We start from the raw sequence: 18,534 nt of genomic DNA on the forward strand, positions 1-18,534 counted from the left end.
GAGGCGATGGCGGAGATCCGGCAGAAGGAAACAGAAAATGATATTGCGAAAGGGCCCTTCCTGGCGGTGCTGATGGCTGGAGTGTTTGTGGCCATCCTCAACCAAACCTTGCTGGCGACAGCACTGCCGCATATTATGGACGATTTGAACATTTCCGCCAACACGGCACAGTGGCTGACGACTGTCTTTATGCTGGTCAACGGGGTCATGATTCCCATCACCGCTTTTTTGATCGGGAAATTTTCAACGCGCAACCTGTTTTTTGTAGCGATGGGTTTATTTGCGGCCGGCACCATCATTTGTGCTTTTGCTCCGGGATTCTCGGTGCTCATGGTCGGGCGGATTGTCCAGGCGGCTGGAGCGGGCATCATGATGCCGTTGACGCAGACAGTGCTGTTCATCATTTTTCCAGTGGAAAAACGCGGGCAGGCGATGGGCTTGTTCGGGTTGGTCATTTCCTTCGCTCCGGCGATCGGTCCGACATTATCAGGCTGGATCGTCGGCCAATACCCGTGGCGCGCCTTATTTTACATCGTCATTCCGATTGCCTTGCTGGATTTGGCCTTGGCGTACTTTTTCCTGAAAAACGTCACCAAGCAAACTTTTCCGACTTTGGATTACTTATCGATAGTCTTGTCGACGTTGGGCTTTGGCGGAATTCTTTACGGTTTTTCGAGTGCCGGCTCGCTGGGCTGGGACAGTCTTGCAGTGTCTATCTCCATTGTCGTCGGCATCGTTTCGCTGGTATTCTTTATCCGCCGCCAATTCCGGCTGGATGAGCCGATTTTGGAATTCCGGGTATTTTCCTATGGGATTTTCACTTTATCCACCATCTTAAGTGTCATCGTTTTTATTTCCATGATCGGCAGTGCCACGATCCTGCCAATCTATATGCAGAATATGCACGGCTTTACGGCGCTCCAGTCAGGGCTGATGCTGTTGCCGGGCGCCATCATTATGGGCTTGATGAACCCGATTGCCGGCAGGGTTTTTGATAAGATAGGAGGCAAATGGCTGGCGGTTGTCGGCTTATCGATTGTGGCGGTGTCGACTTTCCAGTTTACGGTGTTGACCGCTGCCACTTCTTTCCTGTACTTAACGATCACGCACGCCATCCGCATGTTCGGGGTGGCGATGGTCATGATGCCGGTGACGACGGCCGGCCTCAATCAGTTGCCGGAGCGGTTGATTCCGCATGGCACGGCAATGAGCAATACCATGCGGCAGGTATCCGGATCAATCGGAACGGCGCTCCTGGTGACTGTCATGACAAGCACTGCGCTGGACCCTGAACAATACGGCGTGCAGGGCCTGATACGAGGGGTTAATATTTCATTTATGGTGGTCGGTATTTTGAGCATCATTGGGGTGGTTTTGGCATTTTTTCTCAGAAAAACCGGTCCTGAAATCGAAGTGGAAGACGGAGGCGAATAAAAGACTTGCCCATAGAATAAAAACGGACGAATGCGTTAAAAGTTTGTCACAAGATAGTCATTTACTTCTCTCTCTAGATTTGGTAAGATGTCTGACGACAGATGAGTTAAACAAAATATTTGCTTAATTTTCTGATAAATAGAAGTTTTATTTAGTGAAGATTTTCTTTTCCTCACTAAGTGGTAGTTGATGTAATTTGGCTTTTACGGTCAGTGGATCTTTCACTTGCAAAAGTGGGGGTGTTACTGACCGTTAAAGCGGGATAAAAAATAATACCGATGAGGTGAAGTTGTGAATTTATTGTGGGGCATCTTTGGCGTATTCGTTGTTCTTGGAATCGCCTTCTTATTATCAAACGGCAAGAAGTCTATCAAGCCACGGACAATTCTCGGCGGATTAGCCATCCAAATTACGTTTGCGTTTATGGTGCTGGAATGGGACTTTGGGAGAAAACTCCTGTTGGGCCTTTCGAATAAAGTCCAGAATGTCATCGATTATGCTGGTGAAGGGGTCGCCTTTGTATTCGGCCCAGCGGCTGATGTGGAAGGATTTGGATTTGTTTTCGCTTTCCAGGTACTGACGATCATCATTTTCTTCTCATCTTTGATTTCAGTTCTTTATTACCTCGGCGTCATGCAAATCATCATCAAACTTCTGGGAGGCGCATTAGCGAAGCTTCTTGGTACCAGTAAAGCGGAATCGATTTCTGCTGCGGCGAACATTTTCGTCGGACAGACGGAAGCGCCGCTGGTCATCCGTCCGTTTATCGCGGGGATGACCAAGTCCGAATTGTTTGCAGTGATGACAGGGGGACTGGCATCCGTTGCCGGTTCAACTTTGGCGGGTTACGCGCTTCTCGGCGTACCGCTTGAATACTTGCTTGCTGCAAGCTTCATGGCTGCACCAGCCGGTTTGATCATGGCTAAAATGATGATTCCGGAAACAGAGGAAGTCGAAGAAAAAGAATTTGTAATGGAAAAAGACCAAACGTCGGTCAACGTCGTGGATGCAGCGGCACGCGGTGCATCTGATGGTCTTCAACTGGCTTTGAATGTCGGTGCGATGCTGCTTGCGTTCATCGCATTGATCGCCTTATTGAACGGCATGCTCGGCGGCATCAGCGGCTGGTTCGGTTTTGAAGGACTGACAATCCAAAGTATTTTGGGTGTCATCTTCGCACCGCTTGCCTGGGCAATCGGTGTGCCTTGGGCAGAAGCTGTCCAAGCCGGCAGTTTTATCGGACAAAAATTGGTGCTCAACGAATTCGTTGCGTATACAGCATTTGCCCCTGAAATTGCCAATCTGTCTCCAAAAACCGTAATGGTTATCAGCTTTGCCCTTTGTGGGTTCGCCAACTTGAGCTCACTCGCAATTTTGCTGGGTGGACTTGGTTCAATGGCGCCAAGCCGCCGTCCGGACATCGCCCGCCTCGGCATTCGCGCCGTTGCGGCAGGTATGCTCGCTTCACTATTGAGTGCAGCCATTGCCGGAATGTTCGTCTAGACTTTATAATGTGAGGGACCTGCAGCTGCTGCAGGTCCCTTTTTTGGTTTTAGTGCTTTTCGCTTGCGGAAAGCGGGCATTCTGGGGGTTTTGGGCTTGTATTTAGAGGGTTCAGGTCGGTTTTTTGATGCGTCTTGGGTTTTGTGAGCGTTCAGTCGGATTTGCAATCGTTCAAGAAGATTTGCAATCGTTCAGATGGATTTGCAGTCGTTCAAAAAAATTTGCAGTCGTTCAAATCGATTTGCAGTCGTTCAGCCATTTTTCAGAAAAAAACCCCCGCAATTTGCGGAGGTAATTCTCACTCTTTTCGATAATGATAAGTTCGATTTTTCGCAGCGCCAGAGCTTTCCAAATCCAATTTGGCCAGTATGCGAGAAGCGACGGCTGGAGACGCAAACCCACAAAACTCACGCAATTTCCGATTGGTGATCTCCGGCCCCACAAAAGTGAAGTACTCCTGGATCGCCAAAAGGTGAGCGGAGGGATCGCGCACACTGCATCTGCTGCAGATCCAGCTGCGCTTGTCACGCCGCATAGACAGGGACTTGCATTGTCGGCAATAAACACCAGGCCGCAAATCGTTTGGGTCAATGAAATAGTAGGTGCATAAAGGGGACTGTTTATAAGGGGTTTGATTCGTCAAAATCATTTTTTGGAGTTTAGGCAGTTTAATCTGTTCGGCTTCATGGGGGAAAGCCTGCAGAATCTTCAAGAGGTATTCGACCATCTGATAAGTTTTGCAGATAGAGGCGCGATGCGGTTTGGATGCGAATTCGCAATCTTTGGCAGTAAAGACGATGAGGCCGGTTACCGGCAGATTGATTTTTTTCATCTGGAAGAACTGCTTCAGAAAACGGACATTCTTATTCAACTGCACTCTCGGGTCTTCCATAATGGTTTTTTCTCCAGCCGGAGTAATGCGGAAAAATTCACCCGTCTTGTCATCAAAATGGAGCTGGCCATTGATGTTTTTGGACTCGATGATGACCGCACAGCGTTCAGTGAGCAGCAGGCCGTCCATCTGTACAGGCCAGTTGTCGATCTTCAGGCTGACGTCCCAAAGGATTTGATAGTCTTCCTCCAGATAGAATTCATTGAACTTTTTCTCCAGCCGGCTCTCGCCCCTTTTTCCGGCAGCGGTCCAGTGGAGCTCCCGCTCAAGAAATGGGCGTTGCGGATGCAGATCTTTGAGTCTCGCGAGCAACAACTCCAAAGCTTCAACCCGTGGCAATAAATCGATTTGTTTCCCTATATAAATCCCTCCTCCTTCGAAATTAATAGAAGTATAGCATTACTCAGCACTCCGATACTATGTTATTTTCAGAGCCGGTGAAAAAATCTGAATACCGGCTTTTCGCAGGCGAAAAGCGACCAATTATAAAGCTGTTCAGCCAATTGCAGTCGTTCAGATGGATTTGCAGTCGCTCAGCCCGATTTTCTGATCGTTCAGCCCGATTTGCAGCCGTTCAAACGGTTTTCCAGTCGCTCGCGGCCAGCGCATCTCTTCATCAAGCATATCCTCTTGACACCCGCATCTTTTTGGATTACACTCCTATCTTGGCTTACCTATTTCGATAGGCAGAGCGGGTAGGGAGAGGGCTAATTTAATAGAAGGTAATTGACTATGTTTAATTGGATGGACCGCTATTTCGGTCTTCAAGAAAACGATACAACAGTCAAACGCGAAATGACAGCTGGCTTGGTCGGCTTTTTTACGGTGGTCTACATCATCGCGGTCAATTCGCTGATCTTGTCGGAAGCGGGCATGCCGCTTGAAGCGGCGATTGTCGCAACGATTGCGGCGTCGGTCTTTGGTTGTTTGCTCATGGGATTCTGGGGCAATGTGCCAATTTTGCTGGTTCCCGGTATGGGGATCAACGCGTTGTTTTCCTACACGATGGTCCAGTCAATGGGCTTGTCGTGGCAGGAAGCGCTGGCGGTCGTATTTGTTTCCGGCGTAATCTTTGTGGCGGTGGCATTCACGCGTTTCGCGAAAATGCTGAGCGCGGCAGTGCCGCATTCGCTGAAAGAAGCGATTACCGTCGGACTGGGTTTATTTCTTATGCTGATCGGTCTTGAAAAAGGCGGCATCGTAGAGCGTGGAACGAGTTCGATTCTGGCGCTCGGTTCGCTTGCCGAAGCACAAGTGCTGGCGACGGTGCTGACTTTTCTGATCGCGATTGTGCTGTTTATCCGCAACGTGCCGGGAAATTTCCTTATCACGATTGTGGTAGGAACGGTCATCGCTTCGTTTTTCGGGTTGATTGATTTCGGCAGTATGAACGAATCGTCAATAAATGCAGCAGAAGCATTCGCGGTATTCGGAGCGTTGTCTTTCGGCAACATCCTGTCCATGACGTTTTGGGTCGCGGTCTTTTCGCTGACGATGGTGCTGGTGTTTGAAAACATCGGGCTGGTCCACGGACAAGTCGGGTTCATCGAACGGCCGGAGAAATTCGGCCGCGCGTTCCAGGCGACTTCCGTTTCTGCGATGACATCCGGTATTTTCGGCACGAGTCCTACAGTGGCGACGGTCGAAAGTGCAGCTGGAATGACCGCAGGCGGGCGGACAGGATTGACGACCATTACGGCAGGTTTGTTGTTTCTGGTCGCTTCGTTCTTTATTCCGGTCATCAAACTGATTCCGGACAGCGCGATTGCGCCGATTCTGATCATTATCGGTGGCTTGATGCTGCAGAACATCAAGAATCTGGATATGAAAGATATGACCGAAAGCTTTCCAGCTCTGTTGATTGTGGTGTTGATTCCGTTTACGTACAGCATTGCGGACGGCATCGCCTTCGGATTCATCTTGTATCCGATCTTGAAACTTGCAACGGGCAGAGGGCGCGAAGTTTCACCGGTCCTGTTTATAATCGCGGGATTGTTCCTGGCGAATTTCGTGTTTCATTATTTAGGTTAAGGGCAAAACAGTAACGCATTTGCTGAGGCAAGTGCGTTTTTTTCTATAGCAGTGTACAATGAAAGAAGAAGATTCAAAAGGAGCGGATAAAGATGAAATACACAAAATCTAAAATGGAGCAGTTGGTCAGCGATCATCCAGAATTGAAGAAACGCTATAAAGTGTTGATGAAAGAAATGGAGCTTGAAAAAAACTTTGCCTTAAAAGCGCTATACCATTCAGAAGTGACGGACAACGGACCTTACCAGAAAGATTATCAGGACCTCGACTGGGAATAAGCTTATAAAAAAACTATACAAAAATGCCCTCAATCATCGGATTGAGGGCATTTTTTCATGTGATTAAAATTTTTGTTTATCCAGCCATTGCTTCCAGACTTTTACGTCACTGCCCAAATACCAGCGATTGCCTTCCGTCTGCTCGCAATCGACGCCCTGCCCCCCAAGAATAAAATGCATTTCGGGATTGGCTTCCGCTAACGCATCGATATACTTGTTAGCAACCGGCAGGAGTTTAGGTGAAGCGATTGATATGCACATCAACTTGAAATTTTGTTTGGTGACCATTTCCTCTAAGCCTTCAAGGGGTGTATCCGGTCCGATATAAACCACGGAAAAACCGTTCTCCCGCATGAACAAAGTGAATAGCAGCAAGCCTAATTGATGCTGCTCGCCGCTCGGGCTGAGTGCCAGAACTTTTGGCAGGTTCGGAGAAACCGGGAAAACGCGGAAAAATTGATTAAAGCGCTGTTGGACGATATGGGTAATCATATGCTCATGAGCCACACTGATGACGCCATCCTCCCAAGCCTCTCCAATACGCACCATCAACGGCGCGATGATATAAAAAAAGACTGTTTGGTGATGGAATAAAGAAAAATGCAGATCCAGCAAATAGTTGAAGCGCTCGGTATCCATCTCGGCAGCAGCCTGAAAAAGTTGATTTATTTGTTCCTCGTATTCTATTGCCTCTTTTTGAGGAAGTTCGTTATTCGTTACGATAAACTGTTTGCGCGAAGCATGAAGTTTTTTTACGGCTTCGCTGATTTTCATGCCGTTGTCCTGCACTTGTATTTTTAGCCATTTCAAATCTTCCAGATTTTGATCCGAATACAAGCGGTGTCCAGATTCCGTACGGGCAGGCGTAATCGCGCTGTAACGCGTTTCCCATGAGCGGATTGTCACTTTCGGCATATCTAAGATTTTGGCAGCTGCTTTAATATTATACATAGCATTACCTTCATTCTATAGATTTATGGTTGGTGTTGTACAAATATTATACAACGTGTAGGCAAACCCGTAAAGCTGGAGACATTATTCACCAAAAAGGAAAAAAACGGACTCTCCGGAGAGAATCCGTTTTCCATTAAACCGCTGCAGAAGCTTTGGCAGCGCGTGAACGTTGCCAAGCGACTGTGATAAACATCGTGACCATCAACATGATTAAGCCCAAAATGAAGGGATAAATGATATTGATATCGTAAAGGACGCCAGCAAGCAATGGCCCAATCACATTCCCGATGCTCATATAGGCATTGTTCATGCCCATAGCGAACCCGACTTCTCCGTCAGCCATTTTTGAAATCAGTGTATTCAAGACTGGACGCAAAATGGACGTAGCCATGAAAATCACCAGTGAGACGACGAAGAACATGACAAAGCTTCCCGCAAACAAGGACATCAGGAAACCGAATGCCGCAACACCCAGGAACGTAACCAGAATGGCAACTTCCCCGTAACGGCGAACAATCCGGTCGACGATAAACAATTGTACAATAACGCTGACAACGCCCGTTGCGGTAATCATAAAGGCGATGTCTTTGGCGGTCGAATCGAATTGATTGTCCAGATAGAGGCCAACCACTGATTCATAGGCCAACAAGCCGAAGCTCATGACGAGTGTAATGACCAATGGAATGAAATACGGCATCTTGGTGGAACGGCCGATTTTTGTGAACATCGACTCTTCATCGGTCAATGTAGCAGCCAGTGCTGGATTGGCATCTTCCGCATCGTGTTCTTTCAGCCAGACGACCGAAAACAGGACGGCGGCTAAGGACACCAGTGCCGATACGAGGAATGGCAATTTCAAACCGTAATCAGCTAAAAATCCACCGATTCCGGGTCCCACGACAATTCCAAGCGACATGGCAGCAGACACCAAACTGGTTCCTTTTGCGCGCTGGTCGAAGGTCGTGATGTCTGCGATATAAGCGAAAATAGCAGGAATCAGCATCGCTGCTCCCACGCCGCCGATGACACGCGACAAATACAATACCCAAATAGAGTCAGAAGCATAGAATACGAACATGGAGATGGTTAGGCCGAGTAAGCCGTAAATGATCATCTTCCGGCGTCCATATTGATCGGCCCATTTTCCGGCAATCGGAGAAAAGACGAATTGGGCAGCGGCAAATATAGCGATCATCAAGCCTGCAGCCATGCCGCCTTGATTGATTGATTCGAGATAGGAAGGGAGAATCGGGATGACGATCCCGAAGCTTGCGATGGCGATGAACATATTGATCATCAGGATGGAAATCTTCTTTTTTTGGTCTGGAGACATGAAATGGATCCTCTTTTCTACTATATGGTTATACGAATTTTTTTCTTCAGCTTTTCTATGTTATTGGAGCTTCCACTTCTTGTCAATCGAACAGACTTGAGCGATTCACCTTCGGAAAAGCCAACTAAAGCCGGAACTTGCAATAAATTATTGAGGTCTGCACTTTACCGGCTGGCTGTGAAAAGCCTGGAAAGGGATTCTGCTGCAATTCAGGGCAAGAAGTGCAGCTTTCAGCTTTTTATAAGCGAAACTGGAACACCGGAACAGCTGCCTTTGCCGAACCTATGAAACAGATTGCAGGCAGACATCTGAATGAGTTCAGACCCACAACGCCACTCAAAAAAATATTTCAGAACTGTGTTTATTGTGGGCAGGCAGGGAATAAGATGTAGTAAATGGAAAGGCAAAAAAACTACAGCTTCTGAAGGGTGATGAAGGTGGACAATAAACTTCAGCGTATCAAAGCGATTGAATTACAGAACCGCGTGGTCTCTGCCGATGAGGCAGCTTCTTGGGTCAAAGACGGAATGACGCTCGGATTGAGTGGATTTACGCGTGCAGGCGACGCCAAAGCCGTGCCATATGCATTGGTTCGCCGCGCAAAAACAGAGCAGTTTAAAGTGAATGTTTTTACCGGAGCTTCTTTAGGTTCAGATGTCGACAAACTGATGGCAGAAGCGGGAATCATCCACAAGCGCCTGCCGTTTCAGGCAGACCCGGCCATGCGAAGAAAAATCAATAGCGGCGATATGCTTTATGTCGACCAGCACCTGTCCCAAACGGCTGAATGGATTCGGGCAGGGGTCATTGAACCGATTGATTTCGCGGTGATTGAGGCTTTGGAAATCACCGCAGACAACATGATCATCCCAACGACATCAGTCGGAAATTCATCAGTTTTTGTCAAGCACGCAAAGCACGTCATTGTCGAAATCAATCTTTCCCAGCCGGAACTGTTTAAAGGGGTGCATGATATCTACGAACCCGGAATGCAGGGACAGCGCTCTCCCATTCCGCTGACCCGTGTTGATGACCGCATCGGCACAATCGGGATACCCGTTGACCCTGAGAAGGTTCGGGGCATCGTCTTTACTGCACAAGGAGACTCTCCTTCCACTATTTTGCCGGCGGATGCAGAAACTGAAATGATGGCGCAGCATCTGCTCAGTTTCCTGAGGGCGGAAGTGGGGTCAGGGCGTTTGACCAATCGCCTTGCGCCTCTGCAATCGGGAATTGGCTCTGTGGCGAATGCCGTTCTTCACGGCTTGATCGATTCGGAGTTCAATGAGTTGGAAATGTATTCAGAAGTTCTCCAGGATGCTGCCTTTGATTTGATTGACGCAGGCAAGGTGAAGTTCGCTTCCGCTTCGTCCATCACCTTGTCTCAAGAGAAGATGAAACAGGTTTTTGGAAACTTTGGAACCTATCGCGATAAAATCATTTTGCGGCCGCAGGAAATTACGAATCATCCGGGCTTGATTCGCCGCCTCGGGTTGATTTCCATTAACACAGCGCTGGAATTCGATATTTACGGCAATGTCAACTCGACTCATGTTTCCGGAACTAAAATGATGAACGGCATCGGCGGTTCCGGCGATTTTGCGCGCAATGCCCGTTTGTCCATTTTCGTCACCAAATCGATCGCCAAAGGCGGCATCATTTCAAGTGTTGTGCCGTTTGCCACGCATGTAGACCATACCGAGCACGATGTCGATGTGTTGGTAACCGAACAGGGCTACGCAGATTTGCGCGGACTCGCTCCGCGTGAGCGGGTGCCCTTGATCATCAAGCACTGTGTCCATCCGATGTACAGGGATCAGATGGAAGCTTACTATGAAGAAGCGCTGCTGCGCGGTGGACAGACCCCGCATGTTTTGGAAAAAGCATTTTCCTGGCATGCTAATTTAATGGAAAATGGAACGATGCTTTTATCCGAATAACAGTACAAGGCCAGTCCTGAGCAAGGGCTGGTTTTTTAATGGAAAGAAAGCTTTTCGTGTATAATCAAAACAATGAGTTGAAACAGGAGGGGTACAATGGAAAGTTTTACATTGGGTTCGTTGTTGGACGTCATGGGGGAACTGTTCTCTGATGAAATTTCAATAGCTGTAACAAACACAAAAGAATATATCTATTACAGGCCAAGCAAGCGAGTGGATTTAAAAATAAAGGCAGGAGACCTGGTAAAGCCGGGAACCATCGCGTATAAAGCGTTGCTGGCAAATCAGAAAACTTCTGAATTCATCAATCGCGAAATTTTTGGCGTCCCTTACCATGGAATGGCTGTGCCATTTCAACACGAAGGTGAACTGCAGGGTTGTGTCATGGCTATCTATCCAGCGTTTACTGAAGGGAAGTCAGTGGTTACTGTGAAAAGCCCCGATGGCTGGAAACCGATTCCGTTCACCGAAGTTAAGTATTTGGAAGTCAAGGACCGCAAAACCCATGTCCATGCGGAAGGCTATTCGGGAACCAATAAAAACTCCCTTCAGGAATTCGAATTTCTATTGCCGCGTGAATCGTTCATCCGCTGCCATCGCTCATTCATCGTCAACGTCCATCATATAGAAGAAATTTACCCGGACACACACTCCACATTTGTCCTGGCGATGAATAACGGAGAACGGATCCCCGTCAGCCAGTCCTATTCCAGCTACTTCAGAAAACTTTTGGGGTTCTAAGAAAAGTGAAAGTGCCTGTTCAGCTCTGACAGGGGTAAGACGATCTGGCGAAGCGGCGTGTTTTCAGCCGCACAGCCAGATTCTGAATAATGAAAAAGAAAAAACGCCAGTCCAACTCGTGCCAGAGGCGTACGGGTGCTTTTTTTAGTTATTGAAAATATGCTGCTTTAACCATCTTTTTCTCTTCTTGGCATGAAAAAACTCTTTTCCGCTCTGCAAAAATCAATTCTGAAACAGAATAAGTTACAATTATCTAATAATTAAAAGATGATAGATGATGAAAATCTATACCCTTTTTGCGTAAAATGCGATTTAGAACTGAGCGACCGCTCATGAAAACGCTTTATTGAAGAACGTAGCTAGTAAAACTAAACTTGGAAGAGAGTGATATTAATGGAAAAAAAACTTGAACGCATCAAAGCAAAACAATTACAGGATCGTGTGGTTACGCCAGAAGAGGCGGCTTCATGGATAGAAGACGGAATGACTCTGGGCCTTAGTGGGTTTACGCGCGCTGGAGACGTGAAAGCGGTTCCTTTAGCATTAGTCAAGCGTTCGGAAAATGAAAGCTTTAAAGTCAACGTTTTCACAGGAGCTTCATTAGGTTCAGACATCGATCGGTTGTTTGCGGAAGCAGGGATCATCAACAAACGTTTGCCGTTCCAGGCAGAACCGGCAATGCGCAAGAAAATCAATGATGGTGAAATGCTGTTCGTGGATCATCACTTATCGCATACAGCAGAATGGATTCGTACAGGAGTCACAGAAACCATTGATTTTGCAATTTTAGAAGCCTTGTCTATTACAGAGGACGGCATGATCATTCCGACAACTTCTGTCGGGAATAATGCTGTGTTTGCGAAGCACGCGAAGAACATCATTATAGAAATCAATTTGGCGCAGCCTGAATTATTTGAAGGCCTGCATGACATCTATGATACTGGAAAACAAGGCGAGCGTTCACCGATTCCATTGACAGCCGTCGATCAGCGTATCGGCACTGTTGGAATTCCAATCGATATGGAGAAAGTCCGAGGCATTGTCTTCACTGAACAATTGGATTCTCCTTCAACTATCCTGCCACCGGATGCAGATACACAAATCATGGCCGACCACCTGTTGGAATTTTTGCGTTCTGAAATCCGTGACGGCCGATTGACAGAGAAATTAGCTCCTTTGCAATCAGGAATCGGATCTGTAGCGAATGCTGTTTTGCACGGCATGATCGATTCTGAATTCAAAGATTTACAAGTATACTCGGAAGTTCTGCAGGACGCAGTCTTTGATTTGATGGATGCTGGAAAAGTAAGCTTCGCATCTTGCTGCTCAATTACATTATCTGAACCGAAAATGAAACAAGTCTTTGGAGAATTCGAAAACTACCGCAACAAAATCATTATGCGCCCACAGGAAATCTCCAATCATCCTGAAATTATCCGTCGACTCGGATTGATTTCAATCAATACGGCTTTGGAATTCGATATGTATGGAAACGTCAACTCAACGCATGTTTCCGGTACGAAAATGATGAACGGCATCGGCGGTTCAGGCGATTTCGCACGAAATGCACGTCTGGCGATTTTTGTAACAAAATCAATTGCCAAAAACGGAAACATTTCAAGCGTCGTACCGTTTGCATCCCACGTGGATCACACGGAACACGATGTGGATGTGGTCGTAACAGAGCAGGGCTATGCAGATCTTCGCGGACTGGCTCCACGTGAACGCGTAGAAGTTATCCTGAAAAACTGTGTGCACCCAACATACCGCGCTCAACTTCGTGAATATTACGATGAGGCCTTAACACGCGGCGGCCATACACCGCACGTATTGGAAAAAGCCTTGTCATGGCACGTAGACTTAGCTAAAAACGGTACTATGCTTCAGAAAAAAGAGCAATTGATCTAAAGAAAAGCGCAAGCGCCCGTGTAGCTCTGCCGGGCTTAAGACGATCTGGCGAAGCGGCATGTTTTCAGCCGCATAGCCAGAGTGGCTTAAGACCCAAGGAGCTGGGCGCTGGAGTCTGGACAATAGAAAAGCGCAAGCGCACGTGTAGCACGAAAAGTAGAAGTGCCTGTTCAGCTCTGACAGGTGTAAGATGAGCTGGCGAAGCGGCATGTTTTCAGCCGTACAGCCAGATCGGCTTACATCCCGAAGAGCTAGGCACTGAACTAGACAGCTGGGTTGGCTTATGACCCAAGGAGCTGGCTGCTGGAGTCTGGACAATAGAAAAGCGCAAGCAGCCGACTAGAGGAACGTAAGCTAAAAGCGCGACTTCCTGTCGCAACGCTTACATGATCCGCATCCTGCGGACCTTCGACAAGCGCTGGAAGCCTTGCCGGTAATGGCGTTCTGTGCCATTGCTGGTAAGGCTGAAGCGACTCGAGAGGCTGGCTGCTGGAGTCTGGACAATAAGAAAAGCGCAAGCGCCCTATATTTTATAAAAACCCAGGTAGCCTAAGACAGGCTGCCTGGGTTTTCAATTACCAGTTGCCGTAGATTTCAGCGGTGCTGCGTGTGTACAATTCAACGATGTGACCGAAAGGATCTTCGGTATAAACCAGGTAATGGGGTTTGCCTTTATTGACATTCCAAATTTTGCTGCGCTGTTTGCCGCCATGCTGAACGACTTTTTCGATGGTTCCGACAAGATCATCGACAACCAGACAAATGTGAAAGAAACCGGCATGGGGAAAATGGTGTTCAGTGTAATATGTAGGATCCTGAAATTCGAAAAGCTCGATACCGACGCCGCCTGAGGACATCAGGTGGACATTGCGCATCTTTTTCAGTTTGCTTCCCTGCAAATCCAGTGTCATGGCATCTGAATCTTCTTCTTCAACATTAAAGTGGAATGGACCTGCCAATATATAGAAATTAAATACATTTCTGTACCAATCGATGGCTCGATCCAAGTCAGGAACAGCAAGTCCCACATGTGTAATCGTACTCATAAAACCCACTCCTTTTTATCTTTCTGTACCCATTGGAAGAGCAAAATAAGCAAGATATTTAATCAGATTTTTCTGTCTAAACAAAAATAGTTGTTGTCAAGCGTTATTTTTAGTATTATAATAAGCAATTGTGAAATTTGAAATGAGGGTACTAAAATGAAAAATTCCATCTATGGATTAACGATAGATCAGTTAAAAGAATGGTTTTTAGAAAACGGCCAGAAAAAATACCGTGCTGAACAGGTATGGGACTGGTTGTACATTAAACGCGTCACCGAATTCGAGGAGATGAACAATCTTTCGAAGGATTGCATCCAGTTGCTCGAAGATAACTTCGCAATCCGTACTTTGAAAGAGACAGTTAAGCAGGAATCGGCAGACGGCACGATCAAATTCCTATTCGAAATGCAGGATGGCAACTTGATCGAAACGGTATTGATGCGCTTTAAATACGGAAATTCCGTCTGTGTAACGACACAGGTCGGCTGCAACATCGGCTGTAGTTTCTGTGCCAGCGGACTTTTGAAAAAGAGCCGTGATTTAAACGCGGGCGAAATCGTTGAACAGATCATGCAAGTACAGGCGCATTTTGACACACAGGAAAAAGAAGAGCGTGTCAGCCATATTGTTGTAATGGGTATCGGTGAACCATTCGATAACTATGCAAACTTGATGGGCTTCCTGAACATCGTCAACTCGCAAAAAGGCTTGGCTATTGGAGCTCGCCACATTACAGTATCAACTAGCGGCATCGTACCGAAAATCTATGATTACGCAGATGAAGGCCTGCAAGTGAACCTGGCCATTTCAATCCATGCGCCAACCAATGAATTGCGTACACGCATCATGAAAATCAATAAAGTTTATCCGATCGAAAAACTGATGGCGTCGATTGATTACTATTTGGAGAAATCCAACCGCCGCATCACATTTGAATATATTTTATTGCGCGACGTCAACGACCACGTGGAAGAAGCGAATCAATTGGCGAAATTGCTGGAAGACAAGCGCCATCTGTCCTACGTCAACTTGATTCCTTACAACTCAGTTGATGAGCACGATCAGTATCAGCAAAGCACGCCGGAAGCCATCACGGCTTTCTACGATGCGTTGAAGAAAAAAGGCATCAACTGTGGCGTACGCCACGAGCAGGGCGCCGACATCGATGCCGCCTGTGGACAATTGCGAAGCAAGCAAATCAAAAAAGAGAAAAAAGAGAAAAAAGTAATAACTGTCTAATGCCATAGAGAAAAGCGTTTCTGATTAATTTCAGGAACGCTTTTTTTCTTTATTCAGTTCTTGGGACTGGATTTGTAATTCGCAGATAATTCACTATAATTAAGATTAAAAATGATAAAAAGGAGAATGCAGAATGGCAGAGATTAAAATTGAAGAACTTGTGAGCGCACTCTCGTGACTTTAGTCGTGAGTTAGCGAATGCTCTTTTTTGATTTTTTGCTCTGCATACGTTCCACTACATGTAGAGGTGAACGAGATGACAAAAGCTACTAAAGGTAGGGGTTATGTCTACTCTTTACATTATCACATCGTATGGTGTGTTAAATACCGGAATGCCGTCTTAATCGGCGACGTCGAACGCGACACCAAAGAGGTTCTTCGGGAGATTGCGGATGAACAAAAAATTGAAATTCTCTCACTCGAAACAGATAAAGACCCTGTTCATATGCTTATCAGTTGTACGCCACAACAGACGAACAAATCAACTGGAAATGAGGGGAAACCGCATGCTGAAAGCCTATAGCTATCGGCTGTATCCAACGGCGTCGCAACAAACGTATTTTGCGAAAACGTTCGGCAGCGTGCGGTTTCTCTACAACCAGATGCTGGCTGACCGGAAAGACCATTACGAAAAATACAAGCACGACCCGCAACTGTTGCGGTCAATTAAGCCACGTATGTACACATCGTTCAAACAGGACTTCCCGTGGCTGAAAGAAATCGACAATCTGGCGCTGGCCAATGCGAAACTCAATTTAGACGCGGCGTACCAGAAGTTCTTCAAACAAGGCGCGAACTTCCCGGTGTATAAATCCAAACATCGGTCAAAAGCCAGTTACAAAACAAACAATCAAAAAGGGTCGATTCGAATCGAAGGCAAACGCATCAAATTGCCCAAAATCGGATTCGTCAAATTCACGCAGCACCGGAAGTTTACGGGCACCATCAAGTCCTGTACGGTGCGCATGAAACCCAGCGGTCATTATTATATTTCCGTGCTTGTCGAGCAAGACGACCTGTTGTGGATTCCGGCTCCGCATAAAATCGGCATCGATTTAGGGCTAACCGACTTCGCGATCACCACAAACGATGCGGGGATTTCAGAAAAAATAGCCAATCCCAGATATCTGCAAAAAGCGGAAAAGAAATTAAAACGCGCCCAGCAACGGTTGTCGCGCAAACAACACGGCAGCAAAAACCGGGACAAGGCGCGAGTGGTCGTTGCAAAAAAACACGAAAAGATTGCCAATCAGCGCAAAGACTTTTTGCATAAGTTGTCTCACCGGATCGTTCACGAAAACCAAGTGATCGCCATCGAGACGCTTTCCAGCAAAAACCTGATGCGGAATCGCCGGTTGGCCAAAGCCATTGCGGGTGTCAGTTGGTCTGAATTCACGCGCCAGCTCGCATACAAGGCGTTGTGGCTGGGGCGTACGCTGATTAAAGCCGACAGATGGTACCCATCCAGCCAAATCTGTTCGGCCTGTGGGGATAGAGGTTCCAGGAAACCCCTGGCGATTCGTTCGTGGACATGTACACTTTGTGGAACACACCATGACCGGGACATCAATGCCAGTCAGAATTTATTGGCACTGGCGTTATAAGATTCAAGTAGGAGGCGGGAACCGTCTTTTGAGCCTACCGTAATCATTCCCGCTGCATGCGCTGGACGTTACAACAGACGCACGCAAGGAAGATGTTTGTAGGAAGCTCGCGGCTTTAGTCGTGAGTAGTTCACAAGCTGGGAAAAAGGTATGACAATGGCGCTCTTGCCGTATCGGATTTTAATCTGCACATTCTAAATGAAGAATTCATCGTCTTTGTCGGTCCATCAGGGTGTGGAAAGTCAACCACTCTCCGGATGATTGCGGGCTTGGAGGAAATAACGGAAGGTGAATTTTATATAGATGGCAAGCTGATGAATGGGGTCGAGCCGAAAGATCGCGATATTGCGATGGTTTTTCAGAATTATGCCTTGTATCCAGATTTGACGGTATTTGAAAAGTAGAGGCTATGAAGGCAAAGCGGTGACCTTGGGGATCCGTCCGGAGCATATCCATGTCAACAACGAAGATTTGTCAGGCATGCCGGCGAGTGAATTCGAAGCGGTCATATCGGTTGCTGAATTGACAGGAGCCGAAACGATCCTTCATGCGGTTTATGCAGAGCAGGAATTTATTGCGCGTGTCGATGCTGCCACGACGATTGAACCCGGCCATACAGCAACGCTGGCATTCGATATGGCCCATGCCCATTTCTTTGATGAGGAAACGGGAAATCGCATAAAGACTATTGAATTATCAGAAAGTATGATATAGTGATTTCGAAAACACAAATAAAAAACACCACTAGGGGGGCCGGATATCGGCTGAGACGAGCATAAGCTCAGACCCTTTGAACCTGATCTGGATCATACCAGCGGAGGGAAGTGGCGACCGTCTGCTATTTCTTCTATCGACTGCATACGCCGCTTCCCTTTGCCGGGAAGCGGCGTTTTTTGTTTGCCAAAAAAGCGTCCGAAAAGCCGGGCGCCCACAAAGGAGATAGTGAAATGACATTTTGTAAAGAAGTAAGAAAAGAATGCGACAGCCTGTGGCAGGCGAGTTTTGATCATCCGTTTGTGAAAGGAATTGAAGAGGGAACTTTGCCGATTGATAGATTTCGCTTTTACGTAATGCAGGACGCCTATTATTTATCGCATTTTGCAAAAATGCAGGCTATTGGCGCATCGAAAGCCACAGATCTGGAAACCACCCAGCGTTTTGCCTTCCATTCTGCACATACCTGCAGTGCTGAGCTGGCGTTGCATGAATCGTTCATGGAAATTCTTGAAGTCACAGAAGAAGAATGGGCAGAGTTTGAACCTTCGCCGACTGCTTATGCGTATGTATCGCATATGTACCGTTCGTCAGAAGGTGATTTGGCGGATGTGCTGGCGTCCATCCTGCCCTGCTATTGGCTTTATTATGAAATCGGAGAACGCTTGAAAAATGCCAAGCCGGATCATCCCATCTACAACCGGTGGATCGCAACTTATGGTTCCGAGGAGTTCGGCGCACTCGTCAACGAACAGATTTCCCGCATGGACCAATTGGCGGAAGGGCTGTCCGAAATACGCCGGCAGGAATTGAAAAACCGTTTCCGCAAGAGCAGCTATTATGAATGGAATTTCTGGGACCAGGCATGGAAAAAAGAGTCGTGGTCCGTAGATTCCATCGGCAAGGTGGGTGTTTAA

The 18,534-nt window shown here is 47.1% G+C and carries 16 protein-coding genes, 1 pseudogene and 1 riboswitch; of the genes and pseudogenes, 13 read left to right on the forward strand and 4 right to left on the reverse strand.

Translation table 11 applies throughout. The features are described from left to right. Positions 1-6 precede the first annotated feature (6 nt). Together AC1MEO_RS15305 and AC1MEO_RS15310 are read left to right on the forward strand one after the other, a co-directional pair. A complete protein-coding gene (locus AC1MEO_RS15305; protein WP_480331812.1) occupies positions 7-1,434 on the forward strand; it encodes a DHA2 family efflux MFS transporter permease subunit in 1,428 nt (475 codons plus the stop codon). Between the two features lie 291 nt (positions 1,435-1,725). After that, positions 1,726-2,937: a NupC/NupG family nucleoside CNT transporter gene (locus tag AC1MEO_RS15310; RefSeq protein ID WP_480331814.1), complete on the forward strand. Its 1,212-nt coding sequence runs from the start codon at positions 1,726-1,728 to the stop codon at positions 2,935-2,937. Positions 2,938-3,235: 298 nt separating this feature from the next. Here AC1MEO_RS15310 and AC1MEO_RS15315 read toward each other — a convergent pair whose 3' ends face one another. After that, entirely contained in the window at positions 3,236-4,150 is a 915-nt protein-coding gene (locus tag AC1MEO_RS15315) for a nuclease-related domain-containing protein (RefSeq protein WP_480331816.1), read from the reverse strand. 411 nt (positions 4,151-4,561) lie between these two features. Between AC1MEO_RS15315 and AC1MEO_RS15320 the strand changes: the two genes are divergently transcribed. After that, positions 4,562-5,860 carry an NCS2 family permease gene (locus AC1MEO_RS15320; protein WP_480331818.1) on the forward strand — a complete coding sequence of 433 codons (1,299 nt, stop codon included), beginning with the start codon at positions 4,562-4,564 and terminating at the stop codon, positions 5,858-5,860. A 92-nt stretch (positions 5,861-5,952) separates the two neighbouring features. Continuing rightward, positions 5,953-6,138, forward strand: a complete 186-nt coding sequence (locus AC1MEO_RS15325; RefSeq protein WP_480331820.1) for a hypothetical protein — start codon at positions 5,953-5,955, stop codon at positions 6,136-6,138. Positions 6,139-6,201: 63 nt separating this feature from the next. Here AC1MEO_RS15325 and AC1MEO_RS15330 read toward each other — a convergent pair whose 3' ends face one another. Further along, the gene (locus AC1MEO_RS15330) at positions 6,202-7,089 is read right to left on the reverse strand and encodes a MerR family transcriptional regulator (RefSeq protein WP_480331822.1); all 888 of its coding nucleotides are present in this window, start codon (positions 7,087-7,089) and stop codon (positions 6,202-6,204) included. Between the two features lie 136 nt (positions 7,090-7,225). Beyond that, positions 7,226-8,425, reverse strand: coding sequence for an MFS transporter (locus AC1MEO_RS15335; RefSeq protein WP_480331824.1), 1,200 nt, complete (start codon positions 8,423-8,425; stop codon positions 7,226-7,228). Between the two features lie 437 nt (positions 8,426-8,862). Between AC1MEO_RS15335 and AC1MEO_RS15340 the strand changes: the two genes are divergently transcribed. From AC1MEO_RS15340 to AC1MEO_RS15350, 3 genes are all read left to right on the forward strand, one after another. Next, a complete protein-coding gene (locus AC1MEO_RS15340; RefSeq protein ID WP_480331826.1) occupies positions 8,863-10,365 on the forward strand; it encodes an acetyl-CoA hydrolase/transferase family protein in 1,503 nt (500 codons plus the stop codon). A gap of 96 nt (positions 10,366-10,461) precedes the next feature. Then, complete coding sequence (locus AC1MEO_RS15345) at positions 10,462-11,106, forward strand: LytTR family DNA-binding domain-containing protein (protein ID WP_480331828.1); 645 nt, start codon at positions 10,462-10,464, stop codon at positions 11,104-11,106. Between the two features lie 393 nt (positions 11,107-11,499). Next, positions 11,500-13,014 carry an acetyl-CoA hydrolase/transferase family protein gene (locus AC1MEO_RS15350; RefSeq protein WP_480331830.1) on the forward strand — a complete coding sequence of 505 codons (1,515 nt, stop codon included), beginning with the start codon at positions 11,500-11,502 and terminating at the stop codon, positions 13,012-13,014. A 575-nt stretch (positions 13,015-13,589) separates the two neighbouring features. Here the strand turns inward: AC1MEO_RS15350 and AC1MEO_RS15355 are convergent. After that, entirely contained in the window at positions 13,590-14,060 is a 471-nt protein-coding gene (locus tag AC1MEO_RS15355; protein ID WP_480331832.1) for a VOC family protein, read from the reverse strand. Between the two features lie 156 nt (positions 14,061-14,216). On the opposite strand from AC1MEO_RS15355, the gene rlmN reads away from it, so the two are divergent. The 6 genes and pseudogenes from rlmN (at position 14,217) to tenA (ending at position 18,534) form a co-directional block, all read left to right on the forward strand. Then, complete coding sequence (gene rlmN / locus AC1MEO_RS15360; protein ID WP_480331834.1) at positions 14,217-15,299, forward strand: dual-specificity RNA methyltransferase RlmN; 1,083 nt, start codon at positions 14,217-14,219, stop codon at positions 15,297-15,299. A 256-nt stretch (positions 15,300-15,555) separates the two neighbouring features. Beyond that, on the forward strand, positions 15,556-15,822 hold the full coding sequence (gene tnpA / locus AC1MEO_RS15365; RefSeq protein ID WP_480331836.1) for an IS200/IS605 family transposase: 267 nt from the start codon (positions 15,556-15,558) through the stop codon (positions 15,820-15,822). Continuing rightward, the gene (tnpB, locus tag AC1MEO_RS15370) at positions 15,806-16,903 is read left to right on the forward strand and encodes an IS200/IS605 family element RNA-guided endonuclease TnpB (RefSeq protein ID WP_480331838.1); all 1,098 of its coding nucleotides are present in this window, start codon (positions 15,806-15,808) and stop codon (positions 16,901-16,903) included. The genes tnpA and tnpB overlap by 17 nt, the downstream gene beginning before the upstream one ends. Before the next feature lie 137 nt (positions 16,904-17,040). Continuing rightward, a pseudogene (locus AC1MEO_RS15375) lies at positions 17,041-17,301 on the forward strand (ATP-binding cassette domain-containing protein); the annotation flags it as partial. A 25-nt stretch (positions 17,302-17,326) separates the two neighbouring features. Continuing rightward, positions 17,327-17,617 (forward strand): TOBE domain-containing protein, encoded by a 291-nt coding sequence (locus AC1MEO_RS15380; RefSeq protein WP_480331840.1) that lies wholly within the window; start codon positions 17,327-17,329, stop codon positions 17,615-17,617. Positions 17,618-17,639: 22 nt separating this feature from the next. Further along, a riboswitch (TPP riboswitch) is annotated at positions 17,640-17,743 on the forward strand. Positions 17,744-17,850: 107 nt separating this feature from the next. After that, on the forward strand, positions 17,851-18,534 hold the full coding sequence (gene tenA / locus AC1MEO_RS15385) for a thiaminase II (RefSeq protein ID WP_480331842.1): 684 nt from the start codon (positions 17,851-17,853) through the stop codon (positions 18,532-18,534).

This window comes from Planococcus sp. BI3 (assembly GCF_056680115.1).

Bases quoted from the DNA above. Each gene is read 5' to 3' on its own strand.
- AC1MEO_RS15305 (WP_480331812.1), top strand. From the start codon at position 7: ATGGCGGAGATCCGGCAGAAGGAAACAGAAAATGATATTGCGAAAGGG.
- AC1MEO_RS15320 (WP_480331818.1), top strand. From the start codon at position 4,562: ATGTTTAATTGGATGGACCGCTATTTCGGTCTTCAAGAAAACGATACA.
- AC1MEO_RS15325 (WP_480331820.1), top strand. From the start codon at position 5,953: ATGAAATACACAAAATCTAAAATGGAGCAGTTGGTCAGCGATCATCCA.
- AC1MEO_RS15330 (WP_480331822.1), bottom strand. From the start codon at position 7,089: ATGTATAATATTAAAGCAGCTGCCAAAATCTTAGATATGCCGAAAGTG.
- AC1MEO_RS15335 (WP_480331824.1), bottom strand. From the start codon at position 8,425: ATGTCTCCAGACCAAAAAAAGAAGATTTCCATCCTGATGATCAATATG.
- AC1MEO_RS15345 (WP_480331828.1), top strand. From the start codon at position 10,462: ATGGAAAGTTTTACATTGGGTTCGTTGTTGGACGTCATGGGGGAACTG.
- AC1MEO_RS15350 (WP_480331830.1), top strand. From the start codon at position 11,500: ATGGAAAAAAAACTTGAACGCATCAAAGCAAAACAATTACAGGATCGT.
- AC1MEO_RS15355 (WP_480331832.1), bottom strand. From the start codon at position 14,060: ATGAGTACGATTACACATGTGGGACTTGCTGTTCCTGACTTGGATCGA.
- rlmN (WP_480331834.1), top strand. From the start codon at position 14,217: ATGAAAAATTCCATCTATGGATTAACGATAGATCAGTTAAAAGAATGG.
- tnpA (WP_480331836.1), top strand. From the start codon at position 15,556: ATGACAAAAGCTACTAAAGGTAGGGGTTATGTCTACTCTTTACATTAT.
- tnpB (WP_480331838.1), top strand. From the start codon at position 15,806: ATGCTGAAAGCCTATAGCTATCGGCTGTATCCAACGGCGTCGCAACAA.
- tenA (WP_480331842.1), top strand. From the start codon at position 17,851: ATGACATTTTGTAAAGAAGTAAGAAAAGAATGCGACAGCCTGTGGCAG.